General features: G+C 75.3%; 23 protein-coding genes and 1 riboswitch. Of the genes, 18 read left to right on the top strand and 5 right to left on the bottom strand.

All coding sequences use genetic code 11. The features are described from left to right. Positions 1-181 precede the first annotated feature (181 nt). Both U5M74_RS03605 and U5M74_RS03600 read right to left on the bottom strand, forming a co-directional pair. A complete protein-coding gene (locus U5M74_RS03605) occupies positions 182-748 on the bottom strand; it encodes a type II toxin-antitoxin system PemK/MazF family toxin (protein ID WP_410906220.1) in 567 nt (188 codons plus the stop codon). Between the two features lie 148 nt (positions 749-896). Continuing rightward, positions 897-1,463, bottom strand: coding sequence for a type 1 glutamine amidotransferase domain-containing protein (locus tag U5M74_RS03600; RefSeq protein WP_069984502.1), 567 nt, complete (start codon positions 1,461-1,463; stop codon positions 897-899). A 168-nt stretch (positions 1,464-1,631) separates the two neighbouring features. On the opposite strand from U5M74_RS03600, the gene lepA reads away from it, so the two are divergent. From lepA to U5M74_RS03585, 3 genes are all read left to right on the top strand, one after another. Further along, positions 1,632-3,506 carry a translation elongation factor 4 gene (gene lepA, locus U5M74_RS03595; RefSeq protein ID WP_410906218.1) on the top strand — a complete coding sequence of 625 codons (1,875 nt, stop codon included), beginning with the start codon at positions 1,632-1,634 and terminating at the stop codon, positions 3,504-3,506. After that, entirely contained in the window at positions 3,506-4,789 is a 1,284-nt protein-coding gene (hemW, locus tag U5M74_RS03590; RefSeq protein WP_410906216.1) for a radical SAM family heme chaperone HemW, read from the top strand. The genes lepA and hemW overlap by 1 nt, the downstream gene beginning before the upstream one ends. A 111-nt stretch (positions 4,790-4,900) precedes the next feature. Next, positions 4,901-4,999: riboswitch (SAM riboswitch) on the top strand. Positions 5,000-5,008: 9 nt separating this feature from the next. Then, positions 5,009-6,226 carry a cobalamin-independent methionine synthase II family protein gene (locus U5M74_RS03585; protein ID WP_410906214.1) on the top strand — a complete coding sequence of 406 codons (1,218 nt, stop codon included), beginning with the start codon at positions 5,009-5,011 and terminating at the stop codon, positions 6,224-6,226. A 109-nt stretch (positions 6,227-6,335) separates the two neighbouring features. Here the strand turns inward: U5M74_RS03585 and U5M74_RS03580 are convergent, their stop codons facing one another. Then, positions 6,336-6,908 (bottom strand): DUF4870 domain-containing protein, encoded by a 573-nt coding sequence (locus tag U5M74_RS03580; protein ID WP_410906212.1) that lies wholly within the window; start codon positions 6,906-6,908, stop codon positions 6,336-6,338. Positions 6,909-7,119: 211 nt separating this feature from the next. Between U5M74_RS03580 and U5M74_RS03575 the strand changes: the two genes are divergently transcribed. Beyond that, the gene (locus U5M74_RS03575; RefSeq protein WP_410906210.1) at positions 7,120-8,064 is read left to right on the top strand and encodes a hypothetical protein; all 945 of its coding nucleotides are present in this window, start codon (positions 7,120-7,122) and stop codon (positions 8,062-8,064) included. Positions 8,065-8,103: 39 nt separating this feature from the next. Here the strand turns inward: U5M74_RS03575 and U5M74_RS03570 are convergent, their stop codons facing one another. Together U5M74_RS03570 and U5M74_RS03565 are read right to left on the bottom strand one after the other, a co-directional pair. After that, entirely contained in the window at positions 8,104-8,985 is an 882-nt protein-coding gene (locus U5M74_RS03570) for a DUF3097 domain-containing protein (protein WP_410906208.1), read from the bottom strand. A gap of 66 nt (positions 8,986-9,051) precedes the next feature. Beyond that, a complete protein-coding gene (locus tag U5M74_RS03565; protein ID WP_410906206.1) occupies positions 9,052-9,270 on the bottom strand; it encodes a hypothetical protein in 219 nt (72 codons plus the stop codon). Positions 9,271-9,523: 253 nt separating this feature from the next. On the opposite strand from U5M74_RS03565, the gene hrcA reads away from it, so the two are divergent. The 14 genes from hrcA to U5M74_RS03495 all read left to right on the top strand — a co-directional run bounded on the left by hrcA (position 9,524) and on the right by U5M74_RS03495 (position 25,859). Continuing rightward, positions 9,524-10,570, top strand: a complete 1,047-nt coding sequence (gene hrcA, locus U5M74_RS03560; protein WP_410906204.1) for a heat-inducible transcriptional repressor HrcA — start codon at positions 9,524-9,526, stop codon at positions 10,568-10,570. A gap of 22 nt (positions 10,571-10,592) precedes the next feature. Beyond that, positions 10,593-11,717 carry a molecular chaperone DnaJ gene (gene dnaJ, locus U5M74_RS03555; RefSeq protein ID WP_410906202.1) on the top strand — a complete coding sequence of 375 codons (1,125 nt, stop codon included), beginning with the start codon at positions 10,593-10,595 and terminating at the stop codon, positions 11,715-11,717. A 43-nt stretch (positions 11,718-11,760) separates the two neighbouring features. Further along, positions 11,761-12,540, top strand: a complete 780-nt coding sequence (locus U5M74_RS03550; RefSeq protein ID WP_410906200.1) for a 16S rRNA (uracil(1498)-N(3))-methyltransferase — start codon at positions 11,761-11,763, stop codon at positions 12,538-12,540. A gap of 126 nt (positions 12,541-12,666) precedes the next feature. Continuing rightward, the gene (locus U5M74_RS03545; RefSeq protein WP_410906198.1) at positions 12,667-13,017 is read left to right on the top strand and encodes an HIT domain-containing protein; all 351 of its coding nucleotides are present in this window, start codon (positions 12,667-12,669) and stop codon (positions 13,015-13,017) included. A gap of 107 nt (positions 13,018-13,124) precedes the next feature. Then, positions 13,125-14,267 carry a PhoH family protein gene (locus tag U5M74_RS03540; protein WP_410906196.1) on the top strand — a complete coding sequence of 381 codons (1,143 nt, stop codon included), beginning with the start codon at positions 13,125-13,127 and terminating at the stop codon, positions 14,265-14,267. Continuing rightward, entirely contained in the window at positions 14,264-14,725 is a 462-nt protein-coding gene (gene ybeY / locus U5M74_RS03535) for an rRNA maturation RNase YbeY (protein ID WP_410906194.1), read from the top strand. Before U5M74_RS03540 ends, ybeY begins: the two co-directional genes overlap by 4 nt. Positions 14,726-14,739: 14 nt before the next feature. Continuing rightward, positions 14,740-16,068: a hemolysin family protein gene (locus tag U5M74_RS03530; RefSeq protein ID WP_410906192.1), complete on the top strand. Its 1,329-nt coding sequence runs from the start codon at positions 14,740-14,742 to the stop codon at positions 16,066-16,068. Then, entirely contained in the window at positions 16,065-17,030 is a 966-nt protein-coding gene (era, locus tag U5M74_RS03525) for a GTPase Era (protein ID WP_410906190.1), read from the top strand. The genes U5M74_RS03530 and era overlap by 4 nt, the downstream gene beginning before the upstream one ends. 55 nt (positions 17,031-17,085) lie before the next feature. After that, positions 17,086-18,651 carry an alpha/beta hydrolase family protein gene (locus U5M74_RS03520; protein ID WP_410906188.1) on the top strand — a complete coding sequence of 522 codons (1,566 nt, stop codon included), beginning with the start codon at positions 17,086-17,088 and terminating at the stop codon, positions 18,649-18,651. Positions 18,652-18,861: 210 nt separating this feature from the next. Next, positions 18,862-20,580, top strand: coding sequence for a hypothetical protein (locus U5M74_RS03515; protein ID WP_410906187.1), 1,719 nt, complete (start codon positions 18,862-18,864; stop codon positions 20,578-20,580). 255 nt (positions 20,581-20,835) lie between these two features. Continuing rightward, positions 20,836-22,605: a 2-isopropylmalate synthase gene (gene leuA, locus U5M74_RS03510; RefSeq protein ID WP_410906186.1), complete on the top strand. Its 1,770-nt coding sequence runs from the start codon at positions 20,836-20,838 to the stop codon at positions 22,603-22,605. Between the two features lie 202 nt (positions 22,606-22,807). Beyond that, the gene (gene recO / locus U5M74_RS03505; protein ID WP_410906184.1) at positions 22,808-23,635 is read left to right on the top strand and encodes a DNA repair protein RecO; all 828 of its coding nucleotides are present in this window, start codon (positions 22,808-22,810) and stop codon (positions 23,633-23,635) included. Then, the gene (locus tag U5M74_RS03500) at positions 23,635-24,465 is read left to right on the top strand and encodes an isoprenyl transferase (RefSeq protein WP_410906182.1); all 831 of its coding nucleotides are present in this window, start codon (positions 23,635-23,637) and stop codon (positions 24,463-24,465) included. Before recO ends, U5M74_RS03500 begins: the two co-directional genes overlap by 1 nt. After that, positions 24,462-25,859: an enterochelin esterase domain-containing protein gene (locus tag U5M74_RS03495; RefSeq protein WP_410906180.1), complete on the top strand. Its 1,398-nt coding sequence runs from the start codon at positions 24,462-24,464 to the stop codon at positions 25,857-25,859. The genes U5M74_RS03500 and U5M74_RS03495 overlap by 4 nt, the downstream gene beginning before the upstream one ends. Positions 25,860-25,996 lie beyond the last annotated feature (137 nt).

The following is a 25,996-nucleotide window of genomic DNA, read 5'->3' as shown; positions in this document are numbered from 1 at the left end:
GCTCCGGGACTGGGGTGGGGAACCCGTGGAGAGGAACTGCGACTGTGCCCGCCGACCTGGGCGGACACGCAACCACCGACGATATCAGACCCCGCCGGTCACCGGGAACCCGCGTCGCGACCCGCCTGCGCGGCGGCGGCCGGCGCCCGGCGCGCAGGCAGGGCGGCTCAGCGGAGACGGCTCAGCGGGCCTGCGGCACGGCGGCGACGACGCGCCGGAACAGCGCCTCGTCGAGCATCGCGCCCTCGCGGCGCACCGCGTCCGGGGCCACGCGGATCACCCGGTTGAGCCGCACCTCGCTGGGGCGCCGCTGCCGGTCCCACGCCCCGGTGCCGACGTCCATCCACAGCCGGCCGTCGCGGGCCTCCTGGTCGGTGTCGCGGTCGTGGTCCTTGCTCGTCAGCTGCAGGGCGAGCAGCCAGGGCCCGTCCCGGCCGACGAGCAGCACGGGACGGTCCTTGCCCTGGGTGTGGTTCTCCTCGTACGGCACCCACGTCCACACGACCTCGCCGGGGTCGGGCTGGGCGTCGGCGTGCGGCGAGTAGGACGGGGTGAAGCGGCCCGTGAAGTCGCCCGGGTAGCCGGTGGCGCCGGGCGCCGGCGGTCCGGCGGGGGCGGGGCGGGTGCCCGCGCGGGGCGCGGGCGGGCGCGGGGCCGTCCCGCGCGGCGTCGTCCGCGACGTCGACGTCGAGGCGCGCAGCACCGCGCGCGCCATTCCTGCCAGCAGGTCCGTCCATCGCCTCGCCACGGCCGCAAGGCTACGCCGCGGGCGCGCCCACGGCGTGACGGGGCGGGGCGACGGCCGCCCCGCGACACGACGGCGGCACGCCCCGGTGGGGACGTGCCGCCGCCGGTCACCCGCCGCCGGTCACCCGCCGCCGGTCACCCGCCGCTGGTCACTCCGTGGCCTGCGCCTCCAGCACCACCGCGATCTCGCCGAGGAAGTCGTCGAGGTCGTCCGGGGTGCGGGAGGTGACCAGCAGGTAGCCCGCGCCGTTGTCGCGGACCACGGACTTGTCCACCCACTCGCCGCCGGCGTTGCGCACGTCCGTGGCCAGCGACCAGTACGAGGTGAGCGTCGCGCCGCGCACGACGTCGGCCTCCACGAGCGCCCACGGACCGTGGCAGATGGCCGCGATTGGGCGGCCCGAGGCGGCGAACGACCGGACCAGGTCGACGGCCGGCCGCTGCAGCCGCAGGGTGTCGGCGTTGATCGTGCCGCCCGGGACCAGCAGCAGGTCGTAGCCGTCGGAGTCCGCGGCGTCGAGGGTCAGGTCCGCGGTCACCACGCGGCCGGGGTTCTTGTCTCCGGTCAGCGTCTGGACCTCGCCGGGCTCGGCGGCGGCCACGGTGACCTCCGCGCCCTGCTCGCGCAGCCGCTCCACGGGGACGACCAGCTCGTCCTGCTCCACGCCGTAGTTGGTGACGATCGCCAGGACGCGCTTGCCGGTCAGGTGTGCCATCGGTGTGCTCCTTCCAGTGCCTTCGGTCGTCCGACCGTAGGCACCGCCGCCCGGCCCTCGCACCCGTGGGACAATGGCCTGGCCCGTCGCGGACGGGGTCGCGCCGAGCACGGCGGGCCCGCACCCCGGACGGGCGCACCCCGCCAGACGAGACGGAGCCCGATCGCGTTGCCCATCCCCGGACCCGCGCTGAGCGCGAGCATCGAGCCGAACGCCACCGCGCCCGAGCTCATCCGCAACTTCTGCATCATCGCGCACATCGACCACGGCAAGTCGACGCTCGCCGACCGGATGCTGCAGCTCACCGGCGTCGTCGAGGCGCGCGCCATGCGCGCGCAGTACCTCGACCGCATGGACATCGAGCGCGAGCGCGGCATCACCATCAAGTCGCAGGCCGTGCGCATGCCGTGGCAGGTCGACGACACCGCGTACGCGCTGAACATGATCGACACGCCCGGCCACGTCGACTTCACCTACGAGGTCTCCCGGTCGCTGGCGGCGTGCGAGGGCGCGGTGCTGCTCGTCGACGCGGCCCAGGGCATCGAGGCCCAGACCCTCGCCAACCTGTACCTGGCGATGGAGAACGACCTCGAGATCATCCCGGTGCTCAACAAGATCGACCTGCCGGCGGCGCAGCCGGAGAAGTACGCCGAGGAGATCGGCAACCTGGTCGGCGTCGACCCGGCGGACGTGCTGCGCGTCTCGGGCAAGACCGGCGAGGGCGTCGAGGCGCTGCTGGACCGGATCGTCCGGACGGTGCCCGCGCCCGTCGGGAACGCCGACGCCCCGGCGCGCGCCATGATCTTCGACTCCGTCTACGACATCTACCGCGGCGTCGTGACGTACGTGCGCGTGGTCGACGGCAACCTCAGCCCGCGCGAGCGCATCGCGATGATGTCCACGCGCGCCACCCACGAGCTGCTCGAGATCGGCGTCATCTCGCCCGAGCCGAACCCCACCAAGGGCCTCGGCGTCGGCGAGGTCGGCTACCTCATCACCGGCGTGAAGGACGTGCGCCAGTCGAAGGTCGGCGACACCGTCACCAACTCGGCCAAGCCGGCCGCCGAGGCGCTCGGCGGGTACGAGGACCCCAAGCCGATGGTGTTCTCCGGGCTCTACCCGATCGACGGCTCCGACTACCCGGTGCTGCGCGACGCCCTGGACAAGCTCAAGCTCAACGACGCCGCGCTCAACTACGAGCCGGAGACGTCGGTGGCCCTCGGGTTCGGCTTCCGCGTCGGGTTCCTCGGCCTGCTGCACCTGGAGATCGTGCGCGAGCGCCTGGAGCGCGAGTTCAACCTCGACCTCATCTCCACCGCGCCCAACGTCATCTACGACGTCGAGCTCGAGGACCGCACCTGGGTGAACGTGACCAACCCGTCGGAGTTCCCCGGCGGCAAGATCCGCCAGGTCCGCGAGCCGGTGGTCAAGGCCACGATCCTCACCCCGAGCGAGTTCGTCGGCACGGTCATGCAGCTGTGCACCGACCGCCGCGGGTCCATGCAGGGCATGGACTACCTGTCGGAGGACCGGGTCGAGCTGCGCTACACGCTGCCGCTGGCCGAGATCGTGTTCGACTTCTTCGACCAGCTGAAGTCCCGCACCCGCGGCTACGCCTCCCTCGACTACGACCCCACGGGGGACCAGGAGGCCGACCTGGTCAAGGTCGACATCCTGCTGCAGGGCGACAAGGTGGACGCGTTCAGCGCCATCGTGCACAAGGAGAAGGCCTACGAGTACGGCGTCGCCATGACCGCCAAGCTCAAGGAGCTCATCCCGCGCCAGCAGTTCGAGGTGCCGATCCAGGCCGCCGTCGGCGCCCGGGTCATCGCCCGCGAGACCATCCGCGCCATGCGCAAGGACGTGCTCGCCAAGTGCTACGGCGGCGACATCTCCCGCAAGCGCAAGCTGCTCGAGAAGCAGAAGGAGGGCAAGAAGCGCATGAAGACCATCGGGTCCGTCGAGGTCCCGAAGGACGCCTTCATCGCGGCCCTCTCCAGCGACTCGGGCGGCGCCAAGGACGCCAAGGACAAGAAGAAGTAGTGCCTGCGCTGCCCGACGGAGTCCCCGTCCCGGCCGACGGCGCCCTGCCGGCCTGGGCGGCGGACGCCCCGGACGCACCCCGCACGGGGGCGTTCGGCGTCTACGTGCACGTGCCGTTCTGCACGGTGCGGTGCGGCTACTGCGACTTCAACACCTACACCTCCGCCGAGCTCGGCGGGGGCGCCTCCCAGGTCGCGTACGCGACGACGGCGCTGCGCGAGGTGGAGCTGGCGCGCAAGGTCCTCGCCGACGCCGCGGTGACGCCGCGCCCGGCGAGCACGGTGTTCTTCGGCGGCGGCACGCCCACCTCGCTGCCCGCGACCGACCTGGTGCGGGTCCTGGACGGCGTGCGCGACGCCTGGGGGCTGGCCGACGGCGCCGAGGTGACCACCGAGGCCAACCCGGACTCGGTGACGCCGGGGTCGCTGCGTGCGCTGGCCGACGGCGGGTTCACCCGCGTGTCGTTCGGCATGCAGTCGGCGGTGCGGCACGTGCTGGCCACCCTGGAGCGCACGCACGACCCGCGGCGCGTGCCCGACGCCGTGCGCTGGGCGCGCGACGCCGGCCTGGAGGTCTCGCTGGACCTCATCTACGGCACCCCGGGGGAGTCGCTCGCCGACTGGCGCGCGTCCCTCGAGGCGGTGCTCGCCACCGGCGTCGACCACGTCTCGGCGTACGCCCTCGTGGTCGAGCCGGGCACGAAGATGGCGGCGCAGGTGCGCCGCGGCGAGCTGACCCTGCCCGACGAGGACGACCAGGCCGCCAAGTACGAGCTGGCCGACGAGCTGCTCGCCGCCGCCGGGTTCGAGTGGTACGAGGTGAGCAACTGGGCCCGCGGCGCGGGGCGCGCCTGCCGCCACAACCTCGCCTACTGGCGCGGGGACGACTGGTGGGGGATCGGGCCGGGGGCGCACTCGTACGTGGCCGCGGGGACGGCCGGCTCGGCCGCCGGGACCGCGGCGCCGGACGCCGGCGCCGGCGTGCGCTGGTGGAACGTCAAGCACCCGCGGCGCTACGCCGCGATGCTGGAGGCCGGCGGTTCCCCGGGGGCCGGGCGCGAGCTGCTCACCGGTGGCGAGGCGGCGCTGGAGCGGGTGCTGCTCGGCGTCCGCCTGCGCGAGGGCCTCGAACTGCGCGTGCTGTCCGACGGCGGCCGTCGCGCGGTCGCGGGCCTGGTGGCGCGCGGTCTGCTCGACGGCGTCGCGGCCGTCCGGGGCCGGGCGGTGCTGACGCTGCGCGGCCGGCTGCTGGCCGACGCGGTCGTGCGCGAGCTCACCGACTAGGCCCCGGCCCGGGCCGGGCCGGGGCACGACGGCGGTGCGCCGCGCCCCCGTCGGGGACCCGCCGCCGTGAGGAACCGCCGTCCGGCGCCCCGGCGTGGTCAGATAGGGCCGACCCCATCCAGAGCGGCCGAGAGACCTGGCTCGACGACGCCGCAGCAACCCGGTGGGCCCCCGGGCCACCCTCGGTGCTACCGCCAGGACCGATGGAAAGGACCCGGCATGCTCCGCAGCACCGACCGCATCCTCACGACCCACGTGGGCTCCCTGCCCCGCAGCCCCGAGCTGCTCGAGGCCAACGCCGCCCGCGCGGACGGCGCGCTCGCCCCCGAGCAGCACCGCAAGGCCCTGCGCGACGCCGTCGCCGGCGTCGTGCGCCGCCAGGTGCAGGCCGGGATCGACGTCGTCAACGACGGCGAGTACGGGCACGCCAGCACGCAGTCGATCGACTACGGCGCCTGGTGGACCTACTCCTTCGACCGCACCGGCGGCCTGGAGCTCGTCGACGACCCGGACCTCGACGCCCCGAAGCGGTCGCAGCCCGGTGCGGTCGAGCTGACCAGCTTCCTGGACCGGCGCGACCTCGCCGCGTTCGCCGAGGCGTACACCGACCCGCGCTCGGGCATCCACCTGGCCGACCCCGACCTGCCGCCGCCGGCGTTCCCCACGGCCACCGGCCCGCTGCGGTACGTCGGGCAGGACGACGTCGCCGCCGACGTCGACAACCTCGTCCGCGCGGTGCGCGACGCCGGCGCCGCCGAGGGCTTCGTCGCGGCGCTGTCGCCGGGCTCGGCCGCGCGCATCTCGAACCGGCACTACGGCAGCGAGGAGGAGTTCCTCTACGCCTGGGCCGACGTGCTGCGCGAGGAGTACACCGCGATCCTCGACGCCGGGCTGGTGCTGCAGATCGACGACCCGTCGCTCGCCGAGTCGTGGGACCAGGTCAACCCCGAGCCGGCCGTCGAGGACTACCAGCGCTGGCTGCAGGTGCGCGTCGAGGCGCTCAACCACGCGCTGCGCGGGCTGCCCGCCGACCGCGTGCGGCTGCACGTGTGCTGGGGCTCCTGGCACGGCCCGCACACCACCGACCTCGGGTTCGAGCACATCGTCGACCAGGTGCTCCAGGTGGACGCCGGCGCGTACAGCTTCGAGGCCGGCAACGTGCGGCACGAGCACGAGTGGCGCGTCTGGGAGGACCGCACGCTCCCGGAGGGCAAGGTCATCCTGCCGGGCGTGGTGTCGCACGCGACCAACGTCGTGGAGCACCCGGAGCTGGTGGCCGACCGCATCGAGCGCTTCGCCCGCCTGGTGGGCCGCGAGAACGTCGTCGCCTCCACCGACTGCGGCCTCGGCGGGCGCGTGCACCCGCAGATCGCCTGGGCCAAGCTCGAGACGCTCGCGCGCGGCGCCGAGATCGCCTCGCGCCGCCTGTGGGGCTGACCGCCCGCCGGCAGGTCCGACGACGAGGCTGACGGACGAGGGCCCCGACCGCGCACGCGGTCGGGGCCCTCGTCGGTGCGGCACCCCGCCGGGCGGCGGGCCGCGGTGCTCAGCGGATGACGCGGATGTTCACCGGGTAGCGGTACGGCTCGGACCGCGAGGCCACCACCGAGGCGAGGATCGAGAAGATCACCGAGCAGACCCAGACGCCAGCAAATGTGAGTGCCCCAATGAAGAACAGTGGGATGAGGAGCACGCTGGCGACGTAGCCGATCGCCAGGGTGATCTGGAAGTTCACCGCCTCCTTGCCGTGCTGGTCGACGAACCGGCTGCGCTCGCGGAACACGAGCCAGATCACCAGCGGCACGAGGAACGACAGGAAGGCGCCGCCGAGGTGGGCCAGGATCGCCCAGGTCTTCTCGTCACCCTGCGTCATGGGGCGCGGTCCGTAGCCGGAGTAGGGCTGCTGCGGCGTGGGCTGGCCGTACCCCTGCTGGCCGTACCCCTGCTGGCCGTACCCCTGCTGGCCGTAGGGCGACCCGTACGGCGGCTGCTGGCCGTAGGGCCCGCCGGCGGGCGGCGGCTGCGGGCTCCCGTACGGCGGCTGCGGCGCCCCGGGACCCGGCTGCGCGGGCTGCTCGGGACCGCCCGGCGGCACGGGGCGGTCTGACGGCTCGGACACGATGCCTCCTGGGGACGTCGGTGGGCGCGCGGACCGGTCCTCCCGACCGACCCCGCACGCCCAACGTACCGCCGTGGGGCCCCGTCGCGCAGAGCCGCGCCGCAGGTCAGCGCGGCGGTCGTGGGCAGGCCGGGCGGCAGGGTGGCACGGGCCGCCGCGGCGCGCGAGAGTGGCCGCAAGGGGGCCGCGACCGCACCGCGAGGGGATCACGATGAGCGAGAGCACCGGCGGCGTCCCGCCGCAGGACCCGTCCCGGCCCGAGCCGCCGCGGCCCGGCGAGCCGCCGCCCCCGGGCGCCCCGCAGCAGCCGGCCACCGGGCAGCCCGGGTACGGCCCGCCGCCCGGGTACGGCCCGCCGGACCAGCCGCGGTACGGGCAGTACGGCGTGCCCGCCGCGTCCCCGGTCCCGCCGGGCGCCGGCCCCAGCGGGTACGGCGGGTACGGCGGGTACGGCGACCGCTTCAACGGCGGGCCGGTCTCCGCCGGCACGGGGTACTCCTGGGCGTGGTCGGCGTTCGGCCGCAGCGCCGGCTGGTGGCTCCTGGCGACGCTGCTCGTCGGCGTCCTGGCCGCCGTCGTCCAGACGCTCACCAACGTCCAGCTCCGCGAGAGCGTCTCCGCGGTGCGCGACGCCGACCCCGAGGAGCTGCGGACGGCCGCCGCCGCCGCGATGACGTTCGGTGACGTGCTTGTCTCCGCCGTCGGGCAGATCGTCGCCTTCGTCCTGTACGCGCTGCTCGTCCAGGGGGCCGTGGTCGCCGCCCGACAGGGGCGGGTGCGCCTCGGCGACTTCTTCCGCCTCCGCAACGCGGGCAACGTGGTGCTGCTGGCGATCCTGCTGGGCCTGGTCAACCTCGTGCTCGGGCTGCTCCCGCTCCTCGGGGGGATCCTCGTGCTCGTGGCGGCGGTCCTGCTGTACTACTCGCTCTACTTCGTCGTCGACCAGGGCGCCGACGCCGTGGCGGCGATGCGCTCCAGCGTGCGGCAGGTGACGGGCAACCTCGGGGTGACGCTGCTGGCCGCGCTGCTCGGCGCCGTCACGGTCGTCGTCGGCGCGCTGCTCCTGGGCGTGGGGCTGCTCGTCGCCGTGCCGGTCGCGGTGCTGCTCGGCGCGTACGTGCACACGCGGCTCAACGGCCGCCGGGTGGCCGTGTGACCGGGCGCCGGACCGGGTGTCGGACCGGGTGCCGTACCGTCAGGCCGTGACGAAGTCGATGAGCTCCTCGACCCGCCCCAGCAGGGCCGGGTCGAGGTCGCGGTAGTCGCGCACGCTGCGCAGGATGCGCTGCCAGGCGCGCGCGACGTCGGCCTGCTCGGCGGCGGGCCAGCCCAGCTCGCGCAGGACGCCGCGCTTCCACTCGGTGCCCCGCTCGATCACCGGCCAGCGCTCCAGCCCCAGGCGCTCCGCCTTCACCGCCTGCCACACGTCGACGTACGGGTGCCCGAGCACCAGCACGGTGCCGGCCGGCACGGTGCGCAGCGCCACGTCCGCGAGCCGCTGCTCCTTCGAGCCGGGCACCAGGTGGTCCACCAGCACGCCGACCCGGCGCTCGCGGGTCGGGCCGAACTCGGCGAGCGCCTCGGCGAGGTTGTCCACGCCGTCGAGCATCTCGACGACCACGCCCTCCACGCGCAGGTCGTCGCCCCAGACCTTCTCGACGAGCTCGGCGTCGTGCTTGCCCTCGACCCAGATGCGCGAGCCGCGCGCCACGCGGGCCCGCTGGCCCTGCACGGCCACAGAGCCGGACGCCGTGCGGCCCGGCGCGACGGGCGCACGGGACGTGACCGGGGGAGTGAGGACCACGGGCTCGCCGTCGACCCAGAACCCCGGCCCGAGCGGGAACGAGCGGGTGCGGCCGGCGCGGTCCTCGAGCACCACGAGGTGCACGCCACCGGACTTCTCGACCCGCACGACGGCGCCGACCCAGCCGGTCTGCACCTCCTCGACCACCAGCCCCGGCTCGGCGGCCTGCGGTCGCGAGGTGGGCCGCGCGCGGTGGTGCTGGACGGCGTTCACGCGCCCGGGCACGCTGGAGCCGGAGGAGGCGAGGACGTCGGAGCCGTAGCGGTCGTGCACGGCGGCGAGCCTAGGACGACGCCGCGCAGGGGTGCCGACCGACACGCCCCGCGCGACGAGGGCGGGTCACGCGTGGTGGTAGCGGGTCGCCAGGCCGCGCACGGCGCCCCGCAGCGCGCCCCCGAGCGGGCCCGCGGCGGCGCGCCGGGCCCGTGCGCCGGCCGCCGTGCCCCGCACCGCGGGCGGGGCGGCGGTGCGCTCGGCGGCGCGGCGTCGCAGCTCGAGCCGGCGGGCGACCTCGGCCTCGTGCCGGCGGAACGTGTCGTGGTACAGCTCAGCGCTCATGGCTCCACGCTGCGCCTCTGAGGTAGGCCAGCGGATCGGTCATCCGACCGGTTCCGGGGCGGGACCTCCGGCCTGGGTACCTCAGGCGGTGCCCGACGCGCCGTGCCCGACGCGCCGTGCCCGACGCGCCGTGCCCGACGCGCCGTGCCCGACGCACTGTGACCGACGGGGCACGGGCGAGGTCGGCGCCCCCGCGTAGGATGGCACTCGGAAGGCAGGAGTGCTAAGAGCTGCCCCGCGGGAAGGAGGGCTCGTGAGCGAGGAACGCCGTCTTGAGGTGCTGCGCGCGATCGTCGAGGACTACGTCTCGACGCGCGAGCCCGTCGGCTCGAGGGTGCTCACCGAGCGTCACCGGCTCGGCGTCTCGCCCGCCACGATCCGCAACGACATGGCCGCCCTCGAGGAGGCCGGCCTCATCGCGCAGCCGCACACCTCGGCGGGGCGCATCCCCACCGACAAGGGCTACCGCCTCTTCGTCGACCGGCTCGCCGAGGTCCGGCCCCTGACGTCGCCGCAGAAGCGCGCCATCGAGACGTTCCTGTCCGAGGCCGTGGACCTCGACGACGTGCTGACCCGCGCGGGGCGGCTCATCGCCCAGCTCACGGGCCAGGTCGCGGTGGTGCAGTACCCGTCGCTGCGGCGCTCGGGCCTGCGCCACCTGGAGCTGGTGCCGGTCGGCGCCGAGCGGCTGCTCGTCGTCGTCATCACCGACACCGGCCGTGTCGAGCAGCGCTACCTCGAGGTGCCGCGCCCCGCCGACCCGGACGACGGCCCGGTCCTCGACGACGTCACGCTCGGCGAGCTGCGCGCGCGGCTCAACGCCGCCGCGGCGGGCAAGGGCCTGACGGACCTGCCGGTCGCGTTCGCGCGCGTCGTCGAGCGCCTCGACCCGACGCTCGTCGGTCTCGCCACGGCCGTGGCCGAGACCGTCGTCGAGACGCTCGGCGAGGAGAACGAGGAGCGCATCGTGCTGGCCGGCACGGCGAACCTCGCCCGCGCGAGCATGCGCTTCGAGCAGGGCCTGAGCCCGGTGCTCGAGGCCCTCGAGGAGCAGGTCGTGCTGCTCGGGCTGCTCACGGAGATGGCCGTGGACGGCGTCGCCGTGCGCATCGGCCACGAGAACCGCCTCGAGGGGCTCGCCCAGGCGTCCGTGGTGACGTCGGGCTACGGCTCCGGCGACGAGGGCGGCGACCCCGTCGCGATCCTCGGTTCCATCGGGCCCACCCGCATGGACTATCCCGGCACCATCGCGTCCGTCCGCGCCGTGGCGCGGTACCTCTCGCGCGTGCTGCCCCACTGACCCCCCGACCCAAGAGAGACCTGTGGCCGACTACTACGAGACCCTCGGCGTCCCGCGGGACGCCACGTCCGAGCAGATCAAGAAGGCGTACCGCAAGCTCGCCCGGGAGCTGCACCCCGACGTCGCCGGCGAGGCGGGCGAGGAGAGGTTCAAGGACGTCGCGCGCGCCTACGAGGTGCTGTCCAACCCCGAGAAGCGCCAGCAGTACGACATGGGCGTGGACCCGACGGCGCCGGGCGGCGGCGCGGGCGGCGGCTTCGGCGCCGGCTTCGGCTTCCAGGACATCTTCGAGACGTTCTTCGGCGGCGGGCAGACAACCCAGGGGCCCGTGCCCCGTGCCCGCCGCGGCCAGGACGCCCTGGTGCGCATGGACGTCGAGCTCGCCGAGGCCGTGTTCGGCACCAAGCGCGAGCTGCAGGTCGACACCGCCGTCGTGTGCTCCACCTGCACCGGCAAGGGCGCGCGCCCGGGCACCGAGCTGCGCACGTGCGAGGTCTGCCAGGGCCGCGGCCACGTCCAGCGCGTCGCCCGCTCGTTCCTCGGCCAGGTCATGACGACCGCGCCGTGCTCCGCGTGCGGCGGCTACGGCACCGTCATCCCGGAGCCCTGCCCCGACTGCGCCGGCGAGGGCCGCGTCCGCTCGCGCCGCACGCTGACCGTCAACGTGCCGGCCGGCGTCGACACCGGCACCCGCATCAAGCTCACCGCGCAGGGCGAGGTCGGCCCCGGCGGCGGGCCGGCGGGCGACCTGTACGTCGAGGTCCGCGAGAAGCCGCACGAGACGTTCGTGCGACGCGGTGACGACCTGCACTGCACGCTGCCGGTGCCGATGACGGCGGCGGCGCTGGGCACCGTGCTGGACCTGGAGACGCTCGACGGCGCCCAGGAGATCGACCTGCGCCCGGGCACGCAGCCCGGCCAGGTCGTGGTGCTCAAGGGCCTCGGCGTCGGCCACCTGCACACCGGCGGGCGCGGCGACCTGCACGTGCACGTGGAGGTCCAGGTGCCCTCCGCGCTGGACGACGAGCAGGCGGCGCTCCTGCGCCAGCTCGCCGCGCTGCGCGGCGAGGAGCGCCCCGAACCGCGGCTCGCGGCCGCGCACCCGGGCGTCTTCTCCCGCCTGCGCGACAAGCTGAGCGGCCGGTGACGCGCCCGCGGGCCGGCGCGGGGGAGCGGACGGCGGGCGGCGCGTGAGCGCGCCGGTGTTCCTCGCCGACGGCGGCGCGCCGGTCGCCGCCGTCGCCCCGGGCGCCACGTACACGCTCGGCGGCACCGAGGGCCGGCACGCCGGCGTCGTGCAGCGCAAGCGCGCCGGCGAGCGCGTCGACGTGGTCGACGGCGCCGGGACCCGCCTGCGGTGCACGGTGGTGCAGGCCGACGGCGGCACCCTCACGCTGACGGTCGACGACGTCGTGCACGAGCCCGCGCCCGACGTCGTCGTGACGCTGGTGCAGGCCCTGGCGAAGGGCGACCGCGACGAGCTGGCCGTCGAGGCGGCGGTCGAGGTCGGCGCGGACGCCGTCGTCCCGTGGCAGTCCGAGCGCTCGGTCGTGGTCTGGCGCGGTGAGCGCGCCGCGAAGTCGCACGCCCGCTGGGTGGCCACCGTGCGGTCGGCCACCAAGCAGGCTCGCCGGGCCTGGCTCCCGCCCGTCGACGACGCGCACACCACCAAGCAGCTCGCCGCGCGCACCCGGGCGGTCGTCGCCGCGGGCGGCGCCGTCGTCGTGCTGCACGAGGAGGCGACGACGCCGCTGGCGGCCGTGCCGCTGCCGGCGGCGACGCCGGGCGGTCCGGTGCCGGAGCTGCTCGTCGTCGTCGGGCCGGAGGGCGGCATCGCCGAGACGGAGCTGGCCGCGCTGGTCGAGGCCGGCGCCACGGCCGCGCGGCTCGGGCCGCACGTGCTGCGCACCTCCACGGCCGGGCCGGTCGCCGTCGCGCTGCTCAGCGAGCGGCTCGGGCGCTGGGGCTGAGGGACCGGGCCGAGGCGCCGGGGCTGTGGCGCCGGGGCTGTGGCGCCGGGGCTGGGTCGTGGCCGGTCCGCGCCGCCGTGGCGCTGCGGATGAGGGCGGCGACCACCCGGCGGTAGGTTCTGCTGCATGAGCGCCGACACCGAGGACTGCCTCTTCTGCAAGATCGTCGCCGGGGAGGTGCCGGCCGACGTCGTGGCCACCACCCCGCGGTCGGTCGCCTTCCGGGACATCGACCCACAGGCGCCCGTGCACTGCCTGGTGGTGCCCCGGGAGCACCACGGCGACGTGGCGGTGCTCGCGGCGGCCGACCCGCTGCTGCTGGCGGACCTGGTCGCGCTGGCCGACGAGGTGGCCGGGGACCTGGCCGACGGCCAGTACCGGCTGATCTTCAACAGCGGGCCGCGCGCGGGCCAGAGCGTCTTCCACGTGCACGGGCACGTCATCTCCGGCAAGCAGCTCGGCTGGACGCCCGCCTGACCGGTGCCCCGGCTATCGCGTGGTGGGCGGCGGGGCGGCGCCGATAGAATGGGAGACCGTCGAGCGAACCGTCGAACGAGGAGCGTGCAGCGGCGTCCAGCCGGCCCATGACCGCCACATCACCCCGACCCGACTCCCGCGTGGAGCACCCCAGCGAGCACCGCATCGTCGTACCGCCGCACGTGCCGATGGTGGCGCTGCTCGGCAGCCGCGACTCGGTGCTCAAAGCCGTCGAGGACGGCTTCCCGCAGGTGAACGTGCACGCCCGCGGCAACGAGATCACCGTCGCCGGCCCCGCCGGCGACGTCGCGCTCGTCTCCCGCCTGCTCGACGAGCTCGTCGAGGTGGTCGAGGCGGGCACCGAGCTCACCCCGGACGTGGTGCGCCGCTCGGTCGGCATGCTGACCGCCGAGACGGCGCAGCGGCCGGCCGAGGTGCTGACGTTCAACATCCTGTCCAGCCGTGGGCGCACCATCCGGCCCAAGACCGTGGGGCAGAAGCGCTACGTCGAGGCGATCGACGTCAACACGATCACCTTCGGCATCGGCCCGGCCGGCACGGGCAAGACCTACCTCGCGATGGCCAAGGCCGTGCAGGCGCTGCAGTCGCACCAGGTCAACCGCATCATCCTCACCCGCCCCGCCGTCGAGGCCGGCGAGCGGCTCGGCTACCTGCCCGGCTCGCTGACCGAGAAGATCGACCCGTACCTGCGGCCGCTGTACGACGCGCTGCACGACATGGTCGACCCCGACTCGATCCCCAAGCTCATCGAGGCCGGCACGATCGAGGTGGCGCCGCTGGCGTTCATGCGTGGCCGGTCGCTCAACGACTCGTTCATCATCCTGGACGAGGCGCAGAACACCACGTCCGAGCAGATGAAGATGTTCCTCACCCGCCTGGGCTTCGGCTCGAGGATGGTCATCACCGGCGACGCGACGCAGGTCGACCTGCCGGGCGGCACCGCCTCGGGCCTGCGCGTGGTCCAGGACATCCTCACCGGCGTCGACGACGTCGAGTTCTGCCGCCTCACGTCGTCCGACGTGGTGCGCCACCGGCTGGTGAGCGACATCATCGACGCCTACGCGCGCTGGGACACCACCTCGGCGCGCGGCCGGTCGGACCGGCCGGACCGCCCGCGGCGCGCCCCGGCGCGCCGGGTGGTCGCGGGCGGCGGGGGCCGCGGGGGCGAGCGCCGGGACGGCGAGGGCCGCGACGGCCAGGCGCGGGACGCGGCGGTGGAGGACCGGTGAGCATCGAGGTCAACAACGAGTCCGGGTACGCGGTCGAGGGGCTCGACGAGGCGGAGTTCGCCGCCCTGGCGCGGTTCGTGCTCGACGCGCTGCACGTGCACCCCCTGAGCGAGCTGTCGATCCTGTTCGTCGACGCCGACGTCATGGCAGACCTGCACGTGCGCTGGATGGACGAGCCCGGCCCCACCGACGTCATGTCCTTCCCCATGGACGAGCTGCGCCCCGGCCGGGAGGGCGAGGTCACCCCGCCCGGCACCCTCGGCGACATCGTGCTGTGCCCCGAGGTGGCGGCCAAGCAGGCCGTCGTCGCCGGGCACTCCACCGTCGAGGAGATGCTGCTGCTGACCGCGCACGGGATCCTGCACCTGCTCGGCTACGACCACGCCGAGCCGGAGGAGGAGCGGGAGATGTTCGGCCTGCAGCGCCGCCTGCTGCTGACCTTCCTCGCGGGCCGGTGAGCCCGGCCGCACCGATGGACGCCCCCACCCTCCTGCTGCTGGTCGTCGCCGCCGCGGGGCTGACGCTCACCGCGCTGCTCGCCGCCGGCGAGGCCGCCGTCCTGCGGGTCACGCGCACCTCGCTCGTCGACGCGCTCACGGAGGCCGAGGCCGGTGAGGGCCTGCGGTCCGAGACGCGCGCCGACCACGCCCGCGCCGCGCAGGCGCTCCTGCTCGACCCGCCCGGGACGGTCGCCGCGCTGGGCATCGTGCGGGCCGCGGCCGAGATCGTCGCCCTGGGCGCGCTGACGCTCGCCCTGGCGGGCTGGCTGCCCGCCTGGTGGCAGACGCTCCTGGTGCTGCTCGTGCTCGGCGTGGTCGCGGGGCTGGTGACCGTGCGGGTCAGCCCGCGCCGGATCGGGCACCGGCGCCCGCTGCGGGTGCTGCTCGCCCTGTCCGGCCTGCTCACCGTGGTCGCGCGCGCGACGGCGTGGGCGGTGCGCCGCTCGGTGCAGCGCGAGCCGGAGGCGCCGCCCACCGAGGCCGAGCTGCGGGACATGGTCGAGCGGGTCGGCGAGTCGCAGGTGTTCGAGGAGGACGAGCGCGAGCTGTTCCGCTCCGTGCTCGAGCTGCGCGGCACGCTGGCCCGGGAGGTCATGGTGCCCCGCACCGACATGGTCACCACCCACCGGGACACGCCGCTGCGCAAGGTGATGCGCCTGTTCCTGCGGTCCGGGTTCTCACGGCTGCCGGTCGTCGGCGCGTCGGTGGACGACCTCGTCGGGGTCGCCTACCTCAAGGACGTCGCGCGCGTGCTCGACACCGACCCGTCGGCGGGGGACCGGCCCGTGGCCGAGGTGGTGCGCCCGGCGGTGTTCGTGCCGGAGTCCAAGCCGGTCGACGACCTGCTGCGCCAGATGCAGACCTCCGCGCACATCGCCGTCGTCATCGACGAGTACGGCGGCACGGCCGGCCTGGTGACGATCGAGGACGTGCTCGAGGAGCTCGTCGGCGAGCTGACCGACGAGCACGACCGGGTCGCCGTGGTCGAGCCGGAGGAGCTCGGCGACGGCGTGTGGCGCGTGCCGTCGCGGCTGCCCGTCGACGAGCTCGGCGAGCTGTTCGACCTGCGGCTCGACGACGACGACGTCGACACCGCCGGCGGCCTGCTCGCCAAGGCGCTCGGCAAGGTGCCGCTGGCCGGCTCCGCCGCCGACGTCGGCGGGCTGCACCTCGTGGCCGACCGGGTGGAGGGGCGGCGCAAGCAGCTCGCGACGCTCCTGGTCAGCCGCGCCGAGACCACCGAGCAGGACACAGCAGACGGCGCCGAGGCGCGCACGTCCGACCAGAGGGAGCACCCGTGACCCAGACCGAGACCGCCACCGAGGCCGCCCACCGCTCCGGGTTCGCCTGCCTGGTGGGGCGGCCCAACGCCGGCAAGTCCACGCTCACCAACGCGCTGGTGGGGGAGAAGGTCGCGATCATGTCCGCGCGGCCGCAGACGACGCGCCACACGATCCGCGGGATCGTCCACCGCCCCGACGCCCAGCTCGTCCTCGTGGACACCCCAGGCCTGCACCGGCCCCGCACCCTGCTGGGCCAGCGCCTCAACGACCTGGTCAAGGAGACGCTGGGCGAGGTCGACGTCATCGCCTTCTGCCTGCCCGCCGACCAGAAGGTCGGCCCCGGCGACCGGTTCATCACGAGCCAGCTCGCGCCCCTGATGACCGGCCGCCGCGCGGTGCCCGTCGTGGCCGTCGTCACCAAGGCCGACCTGGTCGACCGTGCCACGCTCGTCGAGCACCTGCTGGCCGTGCAGGCGCTCGCGGGCGAGGTGGACCGCGAGTGGGCCGACATCGTGCCGGTCTCCGCCCGCGACGGCTACCAGGTCGACGAGCTCGCGGACGTGCTCGTGAAGCACCTGCCCGAGGGGCCCGAGCTGTACCCGGGCGGGGAGCTCACCGACGAGCCGGAGCAGGTCATGGTGGCCGAGCTCGTGCGCGAGGCCGCCCTCGAGGGCGTGCGCGACGAGCTGCCGCACTCCCTGGCCGTGGTCGTGGACGAGATCGTCGAGCGGCCCGGCAGCGGCGACGAGAAGTCGGGCCGGCCGCCCCTGCTCGACGTGCGCGTCGACCTGTACGTGGAGCGCGACTCGCAGAAGGCCATCGTCATCGGCCGCGGCGGCGCGCGGCTGCGCGACGTCGGCACCCGCGCCCGGCAGGGCATCGAGCGGCTGCTCGGCGCCCGCGTCTACCTCGACCTGCACGTCAAGGTCGCCCGCGACTGGCAGCGCGACCCCAAGCAGCTGCGCCGGCTGGGGTTCTGACCCGGGCGTCCCGACGCCGCGCCGGGGCCGCCCCGGGAGTCGGTAGGCTCCCGGGGTGATTGTGCGGACGGTGACGACGAGCGCGGCGCTCCTGGTGGGGCTGGCGGTGATCGGGTCGCTGGCGGGCCCGTCCTGGGACCCGGTCCCGGTCGTCGACCACCTCCAGCCGGCGACGTCGGACACCGCGATCGGCGGCGCCGCGGAGCTCGCGGCCGCGGGCGCGGTGCACGCGCCGGGCACGTTCGAGGTCCGCGAGACCGACGTGACGATCCGGCTCGACGGCACCGAGGTGGACGGCATCCTGCGCGAGCCCGTCGGCGCGGGGGAGGACCTGCCCGGCATGGTGTTCGTGCACGGCGCCGGCACCGGCCTCGCGAGCGTGGCGTTCACCGACGTCGCGAGCGAGGTCGCCAGCGCCGGCGTCGTCACCCTCGTGCCGGACAAGCGGCTCGACACCTACACCACGCTGCACCGCGACTACGTCGCGATGGCCGCCGACTACCAGCGCTCCGTGGACCACCTGCGCGAGGTGCCGACGGTCGACCCGGCCGCCGTCGGCGTCTACGGCGAGTCCGAGGGCACGTGGATCGTGCCGGTCATGCAGGCCGCGGACCCGTCGATCGCGTTCACCGTGCTGGCGTCGGCCCCCGTCGTGCAGCCCCGCCAGCAGGCCGCGTTCGCCGTCGACAACTACCTGCGCAACACCCACGTGCCCGAGGAGGTGTTCCGCGCCATCCCGCGCGCCGTCGGCATGCAGGTGCCGGGCGGCGGGCTCGACTACGCCGACTTCGACGTCACGCCGTACCTGGAGCAGCAGACGGCGCCCGTGCTGGTGGTCTACGGCACAGGCGACCCCTCCATGCCGGTCGAGCAGGGCGCGCGCAAGGTCATCGCGGACACCGCCGTGGGCGGCAGCTCCGCGCCGGTGACGGTGCGCTACTACGCCGACGCCAACCACGGCCTGCGGGTCGGCGGCGAGCTCGTGCCGGAGTTCCCGCGCGACCTCGCCGTCTGGATCGCCGGCCTGCCGGCCACCGCCGACGCGCCGCCGCGGGTGGCGGGCGCCACCCCCAACCAGCTCTTCCTCGCCGAGCCGCTGCCGCGGCCCGCGTGGTGGGGCAACGGGGACATCATCGTGGGCGCCGTGGCGGGCGGCATCGTGCTGCTCGTGCTCGGCCCCGTGGTGTGGGGCGCCGTCGCGCTCGTGCGGCGGCTCATGGCGGTCGGCCGCGGCGTCCCGGACGCCGTCGCCCGCTCCCACCTGGCGCGCGGCCTGCGCCGGGCCCTCCTGTGCCTGAGCCTCGGCTCGGTGCTGACCACGGTGGCGCTCGTCGTCTACCTCATGGCCGTGGCGCGGCTGGCCCTCGACTACGAGCAGGACGACCTGGTCGTGCAGGGCGGCTGGATCGGGGTGCGCGTGCTGGGGCTGGTCACGGTGGTCGCCGCGGCGATCGTCGTGCAGCGGGCCGTGGACGTGCGCGCCGCGCGCCGGGCCGGCGACCACGACGCCGTCGTGGCCCGCGGCTGGCCCGCCGTCCTGACGCTGTGGTGCACGCTCGTGGGGGCGGCGTCCCTGCTGCTGTGGCTCACCTACTGGGGCGTGTTCCAGCTGGGCATCTGAGCCTGCGCAAAGCCCCCACGATTTCCGCACGACGCGCCTGCCGCGTCCGGCCTGCCGCGCCCGGTCGCACCGGGTAGAAACGTGGGGGGCCGTCCGCTCGCCGTAAGTCCGCCGTCCGACCCGCCGCGCCCCGGCAGCGCAACCCGACAGGGCAGCGGCGACCGGCCCGACCGGCCCGACCGACCCGCTCGCCGCACCGAGGAGCAGCCCATGACCGCCACCGCACCCGACGCCGTCGCCCCCCGCGAGCCCTTCGCCGGGGTCCCGGTCCGCGACGTCGTGCGCGACGTGGTGGCGGTGGTCGCGCTCTTCGTCGGCCTCGCGCTGCCGTGGGACGCCGCCCACCGGGGCGCGGACATGCTGGTCGTCGTCCTCGTGACGGTCGTGGCGCTGGTGACCGTCGTCGCCCCCTACGCGCGGCGCGCCGGCCTGTGGTGGGCCCGGTTCGGCGGCGCGGGCAGCCGCACCCGCGTCGCTGGCGCCGCGCCGCTGCTGGTGGCCGCGCTGGTGCAGATCGTCGTCGACCTCGTGCCCGGCGGGGGCCAGGGCGTCGGCGCCGGGCTCGGGCTGGCGGTGGCGGGCGCCCTGCTCGTGGCGGTGCCGACGTGGCCCGGCGCCCTGCCCCTGGCGGCGGGCCTGCTGGCCCTCGGCGCCGTCGTCACCCCCGTGCTCACCGCCGCGGACGGCGGCGGCCCGGCGGACGTGACCGACGCGGTGCTCAGCGCGCTGCTCGTGCTGGCCGTCCTCGCGCTCACCGTCGGCGACCACGTGCGCCGCGGTGCGCCGGACGCGCTGGTGACCCTCGTGGGCGTCGGGGCCACGGTCGCGCTGGCCGCCGGGCTGCTCGCGGGCAGCGAGCAGGGGCCGTGGGTGGAGAGCCTGCACGGCGTCCGCTTCGGCGTCCTGCTGCTGCCGGTGGTCGCCGCCGTGGCGCTGCCGCGCACCGTCGAGCACGCCGTCGTCAGCCCCGCGGAGCCGCAGCTGTGGGCCGGCGTCGCCCGCCGGTCCCTGCTCCTGGCCGCCGTCGTGTCGGTCTACGTCGCCCTCGTGGCGGTCTCGGGCCTCGCCCTGCGTGGCATCAGCGTGGAGTTCGTGCTGCGCCTGGTCGTCGGGCTGCTGGCCGCCGCCGTGGCGGTCATCGGCTGGCGCGCGCTGCACCGCGACGTGACCGCCGGCCACGCCACCGCCGTCGGGACGGCCATCGTGCTCGTCGTGCTCGGGATCGTGATCACCGTCGCCCGCACGGGCGTCTCGACGCGCTCGACGGCCGAGGAAGTCCTGCTCGCGTTCGGCCTGCCCGCGATGGTGCTGGCCACCCTGCTGGTGCCGCCGTCCCTGCGCGAGCTGCGCGACCGGTCCGCCCCGGCCGAGGCCCCCGCCGCCCCGACCGAGGCCTCCGACGCCGCGCCCGCGGCTGCGCCGGCGGGTCCTGCCGCGCCGGCCGGGCGCGACGGCGGCCCGCGTCCCGCGGAGTCGGACGCGGAGGCCACCGCGGTCCTGGCCCCGGTGCCGGGGGAGGGCCCGGCCGCACCCCGGCCGGCGCCGCAGCAGCCGACGGCACCCCAGCCGGCGCCGCAGCAGCCGACGGCACCCCAGCCGACGGCGGAGCAGCCCGTCGCGCCGGCGGCGGCCCCGGGCGCGCGCCCGGGCCAGCCGCCGTACACCCGGCCGCAGCGGCGGCCGTCGTCGGACGCCTCGCAGACCCAGGTGCTGCCACCCGTGGTCGACGTCCCGGGTGCGCGCTGGACCGTCGCACAGGCCAGCGACCCCGCGACGCCGCTGGCCGACCTCGCCGTCATCGTGCAGGAGGCGCCGCACCTGCGCCCGCACGTCGCGGCGAACCCGTCGACGTACCCGGCGCTGCTCGACTGGCTCGGCGCGCTCGGCGACCCGGCGGTGGACGCGGCGCTGCGCGCCCGCGGCCGCTGACGGGCCCGCGCCGGACCTCGCCGTCCCTGCTCCAGGTTCCCGCCCCGGTTCCCACATCGCGGACGTGACGGGTGACACAAGCACCCCGGGGTACAGTGACGATGTGCGGCGCACGGTGAGCCTCCTCCTTCTGTGCCGCGGCGAGACCCACTGAGGCCGGTCCCTCGCCGCGGCGACCTCGGTGTGCCGGCCTGCAGCCCCGCCACGGCGGAACGCTCCCGGGGCTGACGCACCCAGCAGGAGGAGCAGGAGAGCATGACCACCGAACCCCGCGGCATCGCCGAGACCAACCCCCAGCGCCCGTCGGGCATGCCGGTCCACAAGTACCGGCCGTTCCACGAGCAGATCTCCGTCTCGCTGCCCGACCGCACCTGGCCGACCCGGACGACCACGAAGGCGCCGCGCTGGTGCGCCGTCGACCTGCGTGACGGCAACCAGGCGCTCATCGAGCCCATGGACGCCGAGCGCAAGCTGCGCATGTTCGAGCTGCTCGTGCGGATGGGCTACAAGGAGATCGAGGTCGGCTTCCCGTCGGCGTCCCAGACCGACTTCGACTTCGTCCGGATGCTCATCGAGGAGGACCGGATCCCGCAGGACGTGGTGATCCAGGTCCTCACCCAGTCGCGCGAGCACCTGATCGAGCGCACGTACGACGCGATCCGCGGCGCCAGGCAGGCGGTCGTGCACCTGTACAACTCGACGTCGGTGCTGCAGCGCGAGGTCGTGTTCCGCACGGACATGGACGGCATCGTCGACATCGCCCTCACCGGGGCGCGGCTGTGCCGCAAGTACGAGGAGACGGTCCCGGGCACCACGGTGTTCTACGAGTACTCCCCGGAGTCGTACACCGGCACCGAGCTCGAGTTCGCCGCCCGCATCTGCAACGAGGTGCTCGAGGTCTTCGAGCCGACGCCCGAGCGGCCGGTGATCATCAACCTGCCCGCGACGGTCGAGATGGCCTCGCCGAACGTCTACGCCGACTCGATCGAGTGGATGAGCCGCCACCTCAACCACCGCGAGAACGTCGTCCTGTCGCTGCACCCGCACAACGACCGCGGCACCGCTGTCGCCGCCGCCGAGCTGGGCTACCTGGCCGGCGCCGACCGGATCGAGGGCTGCCTGTTCGGCAACGGCGAGCGCACGGGCAACGTGGACCTGGTGACCCTGGGCATGAACCTGTTCAGCCAGGGCATCGACCCGCAGGTCGACCTCAGCGACATCGACGGGATCCGCCGCACGGTCGAGTACTGCAACCAGCTGCCGGTGCACGAGCGGCACCCGTACGCGGGTGACCTGGTGTTCACCGCGTTCTCCGGGTCGCACCAGGACGCCATCAAGAAGGGCTTCGAGCACATGGCGGCCCGCGCCCGCGAGGCCGGGGTCGGCGTCGACGACCTCGTGTGGGGCGTGCCCTACCTGCCCATCGACCCCAAGGACGTGGGCCGCTCGTACGAGGCGGTCATCCGCGTCAACAGCCAGTCCGGCAAGGGCGGGGTCGCCTACCTGCTCAAGTCCGAGCACGCGATGGACCTGCCGCGCCGCCTGCAGATCGAGTTCTCCCGCGCCGTCCAGGAGCACACGGACGCCCAGGGCACCGAGGTCACGGGCGACGACATCTGGCGCATCTTCACCGACGAGTACCTGCCGGTCGAGGCCGGGAACGCCGCCGGGCTCGAGCCGTGGGGCCGGCTCAAGCTGCGCGAGACCCGCACCACCGCGGCGGAGGACGGCACGACCACGCTGTCGGTCGACGTCGTCGACCGCGGCGAGCAGCTCACGCTGACCGGCACCGGCAACGGCCCGATCGCGGCGTTCGTGGACGCCGTCGCCAAGGTCGACGTCCAGGTCCGGGTGCGCGACTACGCCGAGCACGCGCTGAGCGAGGGCGGCGACGCGTCCGCGGCGGCCTACGTGGAGTGCCAGGTGGGCGACGACGTGCTGTGGGGCGTGGGCATCGACCCGTCGATCACGACGGCCTCCCTCAAGGCGATCGTGTCGGCGGTGAACCGGGCCGAGCGCGCCTGACGCGCGGTCAGGCTGCGCGACTGTTCGGTGACTCGTCGGCAGATCGGTGGTCCGGACCGCCGATCTGCCGAGGAATTGCCGAACAGATCGAGCGGCGCGCGCGACGGACCTCGTCGTGCAGGCCCTGCGGGAGCTCTTCGGCCCGCTGTGAACGCGCCGGCGTCGCGCGCCCGGTGTGGGCGCCCGGGGGGAGAATGGTCGGGTGCCCCTGTACCGAGACGACGCGATCGTGCTGCGCACCCAGAAGCTGGGCGAGGCCGACCGCATCGTCACCCTGCTGACCCGCGAGCACGGCAAGGTCCGCGCCGTCGGCAAGGGCGTGCGGCGCACCACCTCCCGCTTCGGCGCCCGGCTCGAGCCGTTCATGGTGGTGGACCTGCAGCTGCACACCGGCCGCTCGCTCGACACGGTGACGCAGGTGGAGACCGTCGGCGCCTACGCCCGCACGATCTGCGAGGACTACGCCGCGTACACCGCCGGCGCGGCGATGCTCGAGGCCGCCGACCGGCTCGTGGCCGCCGAGCACGAGCCTGCCGTCCAGCAGTACTGGCTGCTGGCGGGCGCGCTGCGCGCCCTGGCGCAGAGGGTGCACACCCCGGCCCTCGTGCTCGACTCCTACCTGTTGCGCGCCCTCGCCGTGGCCGGCTGGGCGCCGTCGTTCACCGACTGCGCCCGCTGCGGCGAGCCGGGCCCGCACCACTCCTTCAACGTCGCCTCCGGCGGTGCGGTGTGCCCGCGCTGCCGCCCGCCGGGCTCACCGGCACCGGCGCCCGAGACGTTCCACCTGCTCGCCGCGCTGCTGACCGGCGACTGGGGCGCGGCCGACGCCTCCGTCGAGCGCCACCGCAAGGAGGCCTCGGGCCTGGTCGCGGCGTACTCGCAGTACTACCTCGAGCGCACGCTGCGGGCGCTGCGGCACGTCGACCGGGAGCCGGTCGCGGTCGTCGCCCCACCCGCACCCGTGCCCGACGCCGCGTCCGACCCCGTGCCCGACCCCGTGCCCGACCCCCTGCCCTGGAGAGAGGCCTGATGCCCCGCACCTACGCCGAGCCGTACCCGCACCCGTCCGGTGCCACGCCGCCGGCCATCCCGGCCGAGCTGCTGCCGAACCACGTGGCGATCGTCATGGACGGCAACGGCCGGTGGGCCAACGCCCGCGGGCTGCCGCGCATCGAGGGGCACAAGCAGGGGGAGAAGTCCCTGCTCGACGTCGTCGCCGGGGCGGTGCAGCTGGGCGTCAAGCACGTCTCGGCGTACGCGTTCAGCACGGAGAACTGGAAGCGCGCGCCGGACGAGGTGCGCTTCCTCATGAACTTCAACCGCGACGTCATCCGGCGCCGCCGCGACGAGATGTCCTCCTGGGGCGTGCGGATCCGCTGGGCCGGGCGCAAGCCACGGCTGTGGGGCTCGGTGGTCAAGGAGCTGCAGATCGCCGAGGAGATGACCCGCGACAACGACCGCTGCACGCTGACCATGTGCGTCAACTACGGCGGGCGGGCGGAGCTCGCCGACGCCGCGGCCGCCATCGCGCGCGACGCCGCCGCCGGGCGGCTCAACCCCGCCCGCGTGAACGAGAAGACGATCCAGCGCTACCTCGACGAGCCGGACCTGCCGGACGTCGACCTGTTCCTGCGCTCGTCGGGGGAGCAGCGCACGTCGAACTTCATGATCTGGCAGGCCGCGTACGCCGAGATGGTGTTCATGCCCGAGCCGTGGCCCGACGTGGACCGCCGCCACTTCTGGCGCGCGTGCCAGGAGTACGCGAGCCGCGACCGGCGCTACGGCGGCGCGGTCGACGCCGTCCCGGCCGCGGCCGGGACGGACGCGCCCGAGGCGGGCGGCCCCGGGCCCGTCGCGTGAGCCCCTTCGACAGCCCGCCGCGCCCCGCCGCGGCGGGCGCGGGCGTGCCGCCGCAGACCGGCCGCCCGGCCCCGGTGCCGCGCGTGGCGAGCCCGGCGCTCGCGGACGTGCTCGCCGACCCCTCACGCGCCCACCGCGACGCCCTGATGCGCCGGGTGGCGCAGGAGGGCACCCCCCTCGTGGACGCCGCGGACGACCCGGACCATCGCGTCTACACGTTCGTCCACGCCGGCGCCCCGGGCTCGCGGGCGGCGCTGCTGGACGTCAACAAGCTCGTCGACGCCGGCACCTACCGCGAGGCGCTCATGGAGCAGGTGCCCGGCACGACGCTGTGGGCGCTGGCGCTGCGGATGCCGGCCGGCTGGCGCGCCACCTACGGCCTCGCCGTCGACGACGGCACCGTGCCGCTCGCGCTGGAGCAGGACGCCGACGCCGCGGCCCGGCTGGCCGACCTCGAGCGGCGGCGCACCCGCGCCCGGGCGGTCTCCGACCCGGCGCTGCACGCCGACCTGGACGCCTGGTACGACCTGCTGCGGCGCTCCGGGCCCGACCCGCTGGCCCGGGACGAGGCGCTGCTGGCCGCCGGGACGTCCGTCGTCGTGGGCCCGCACGCGCCGCGCCTGCCCGGCCCGCTCGCGGACGAGGACCCGGACGCCGCGCTCGCGGCCCACGGGACGCCGCTCGGCGCCGCCGGGCGGGGACGGATGGTGCCCGTGCCGGGCCTCCCGCCGGACGGCGGCGTGCAGGCCTGGTGGCACGTGCCGCCGGTGCCGCCCGGTCCGGGCGGCTACGACGTGCTCGTGCTGCTCGACGGCGGCCCGTGGCGCACGCGCGGCGCGCGCGTGCTCGACCGGTTGTCGGCCACGGGGCTGCTGCGGCCCACCGTCACGCTGCTCGTGCAGCACGCCGACGCCGCCGTGCGCTCGCGCGACCTGACCTGCTCGCCCGGCTTCGTGCGGACCCTCGTCGGGCTCGTGGACGCGGCGGCGGACGTCGTCGGCGCCCCCGTGGCGCACGACCCGCGGCGCACCACGGTCGCCGGCCAGAGCCTGGGCGGCCTCACCGCCCTGTACGCCCAGTGCGTCGCGCCGGGCTGGTTCGGGGCGTCGGTGTGCCAGTCCGGCTCGTGGTGGTGGCCGTCCGGGGACGACGCGGGCTGGCTGCCCCGCGCGGTGGCCGAGGTCGCCGCGGACCCCGCCTGGCGGCTGGGCCGGGTGCACCTCGAGGTCGGCACGCAGGAGCGGGTCCTCCTCGAGCCCACCCGGTGGCTGCGCGACCTGCTCGCCGAGCGCTGCGAGCGGCTGGGCTACCGGGAGGTGGCCGGCGGCCACGACGCCGCCTGGTGGGCCGTGACGCTCCCGGAGGCGCTGGCCTCCGTCACCGCGAGACGGTGACCCCTCCCGCCGAGATAGAGAGGTCCTTCGCCGAGATAGAGAGCTCTCTATCTCGGCGAAGGAGCTCTCTATCTCGGCAGGACGGCGGAGGCCCCGTGCGGACCGAGGTTCTCGGTCCGCACGGGGCCTCCGTGCGT

This window comes from Puerhibacterium sp. TATVAM-FAB25 (genome assembly GCF_046535855.1).
GTDB lineage: Bacteria > Actinomycetota > Actinomycetes > Actinomycetales > Cellulomonadaceae > Puerhibacterium > Puerhibacterium variabilis_A.
Note: the sequence above shows the minus strand (reverse complement) of the source record. Positions and strands in the feature narration are given on the sequence as shown.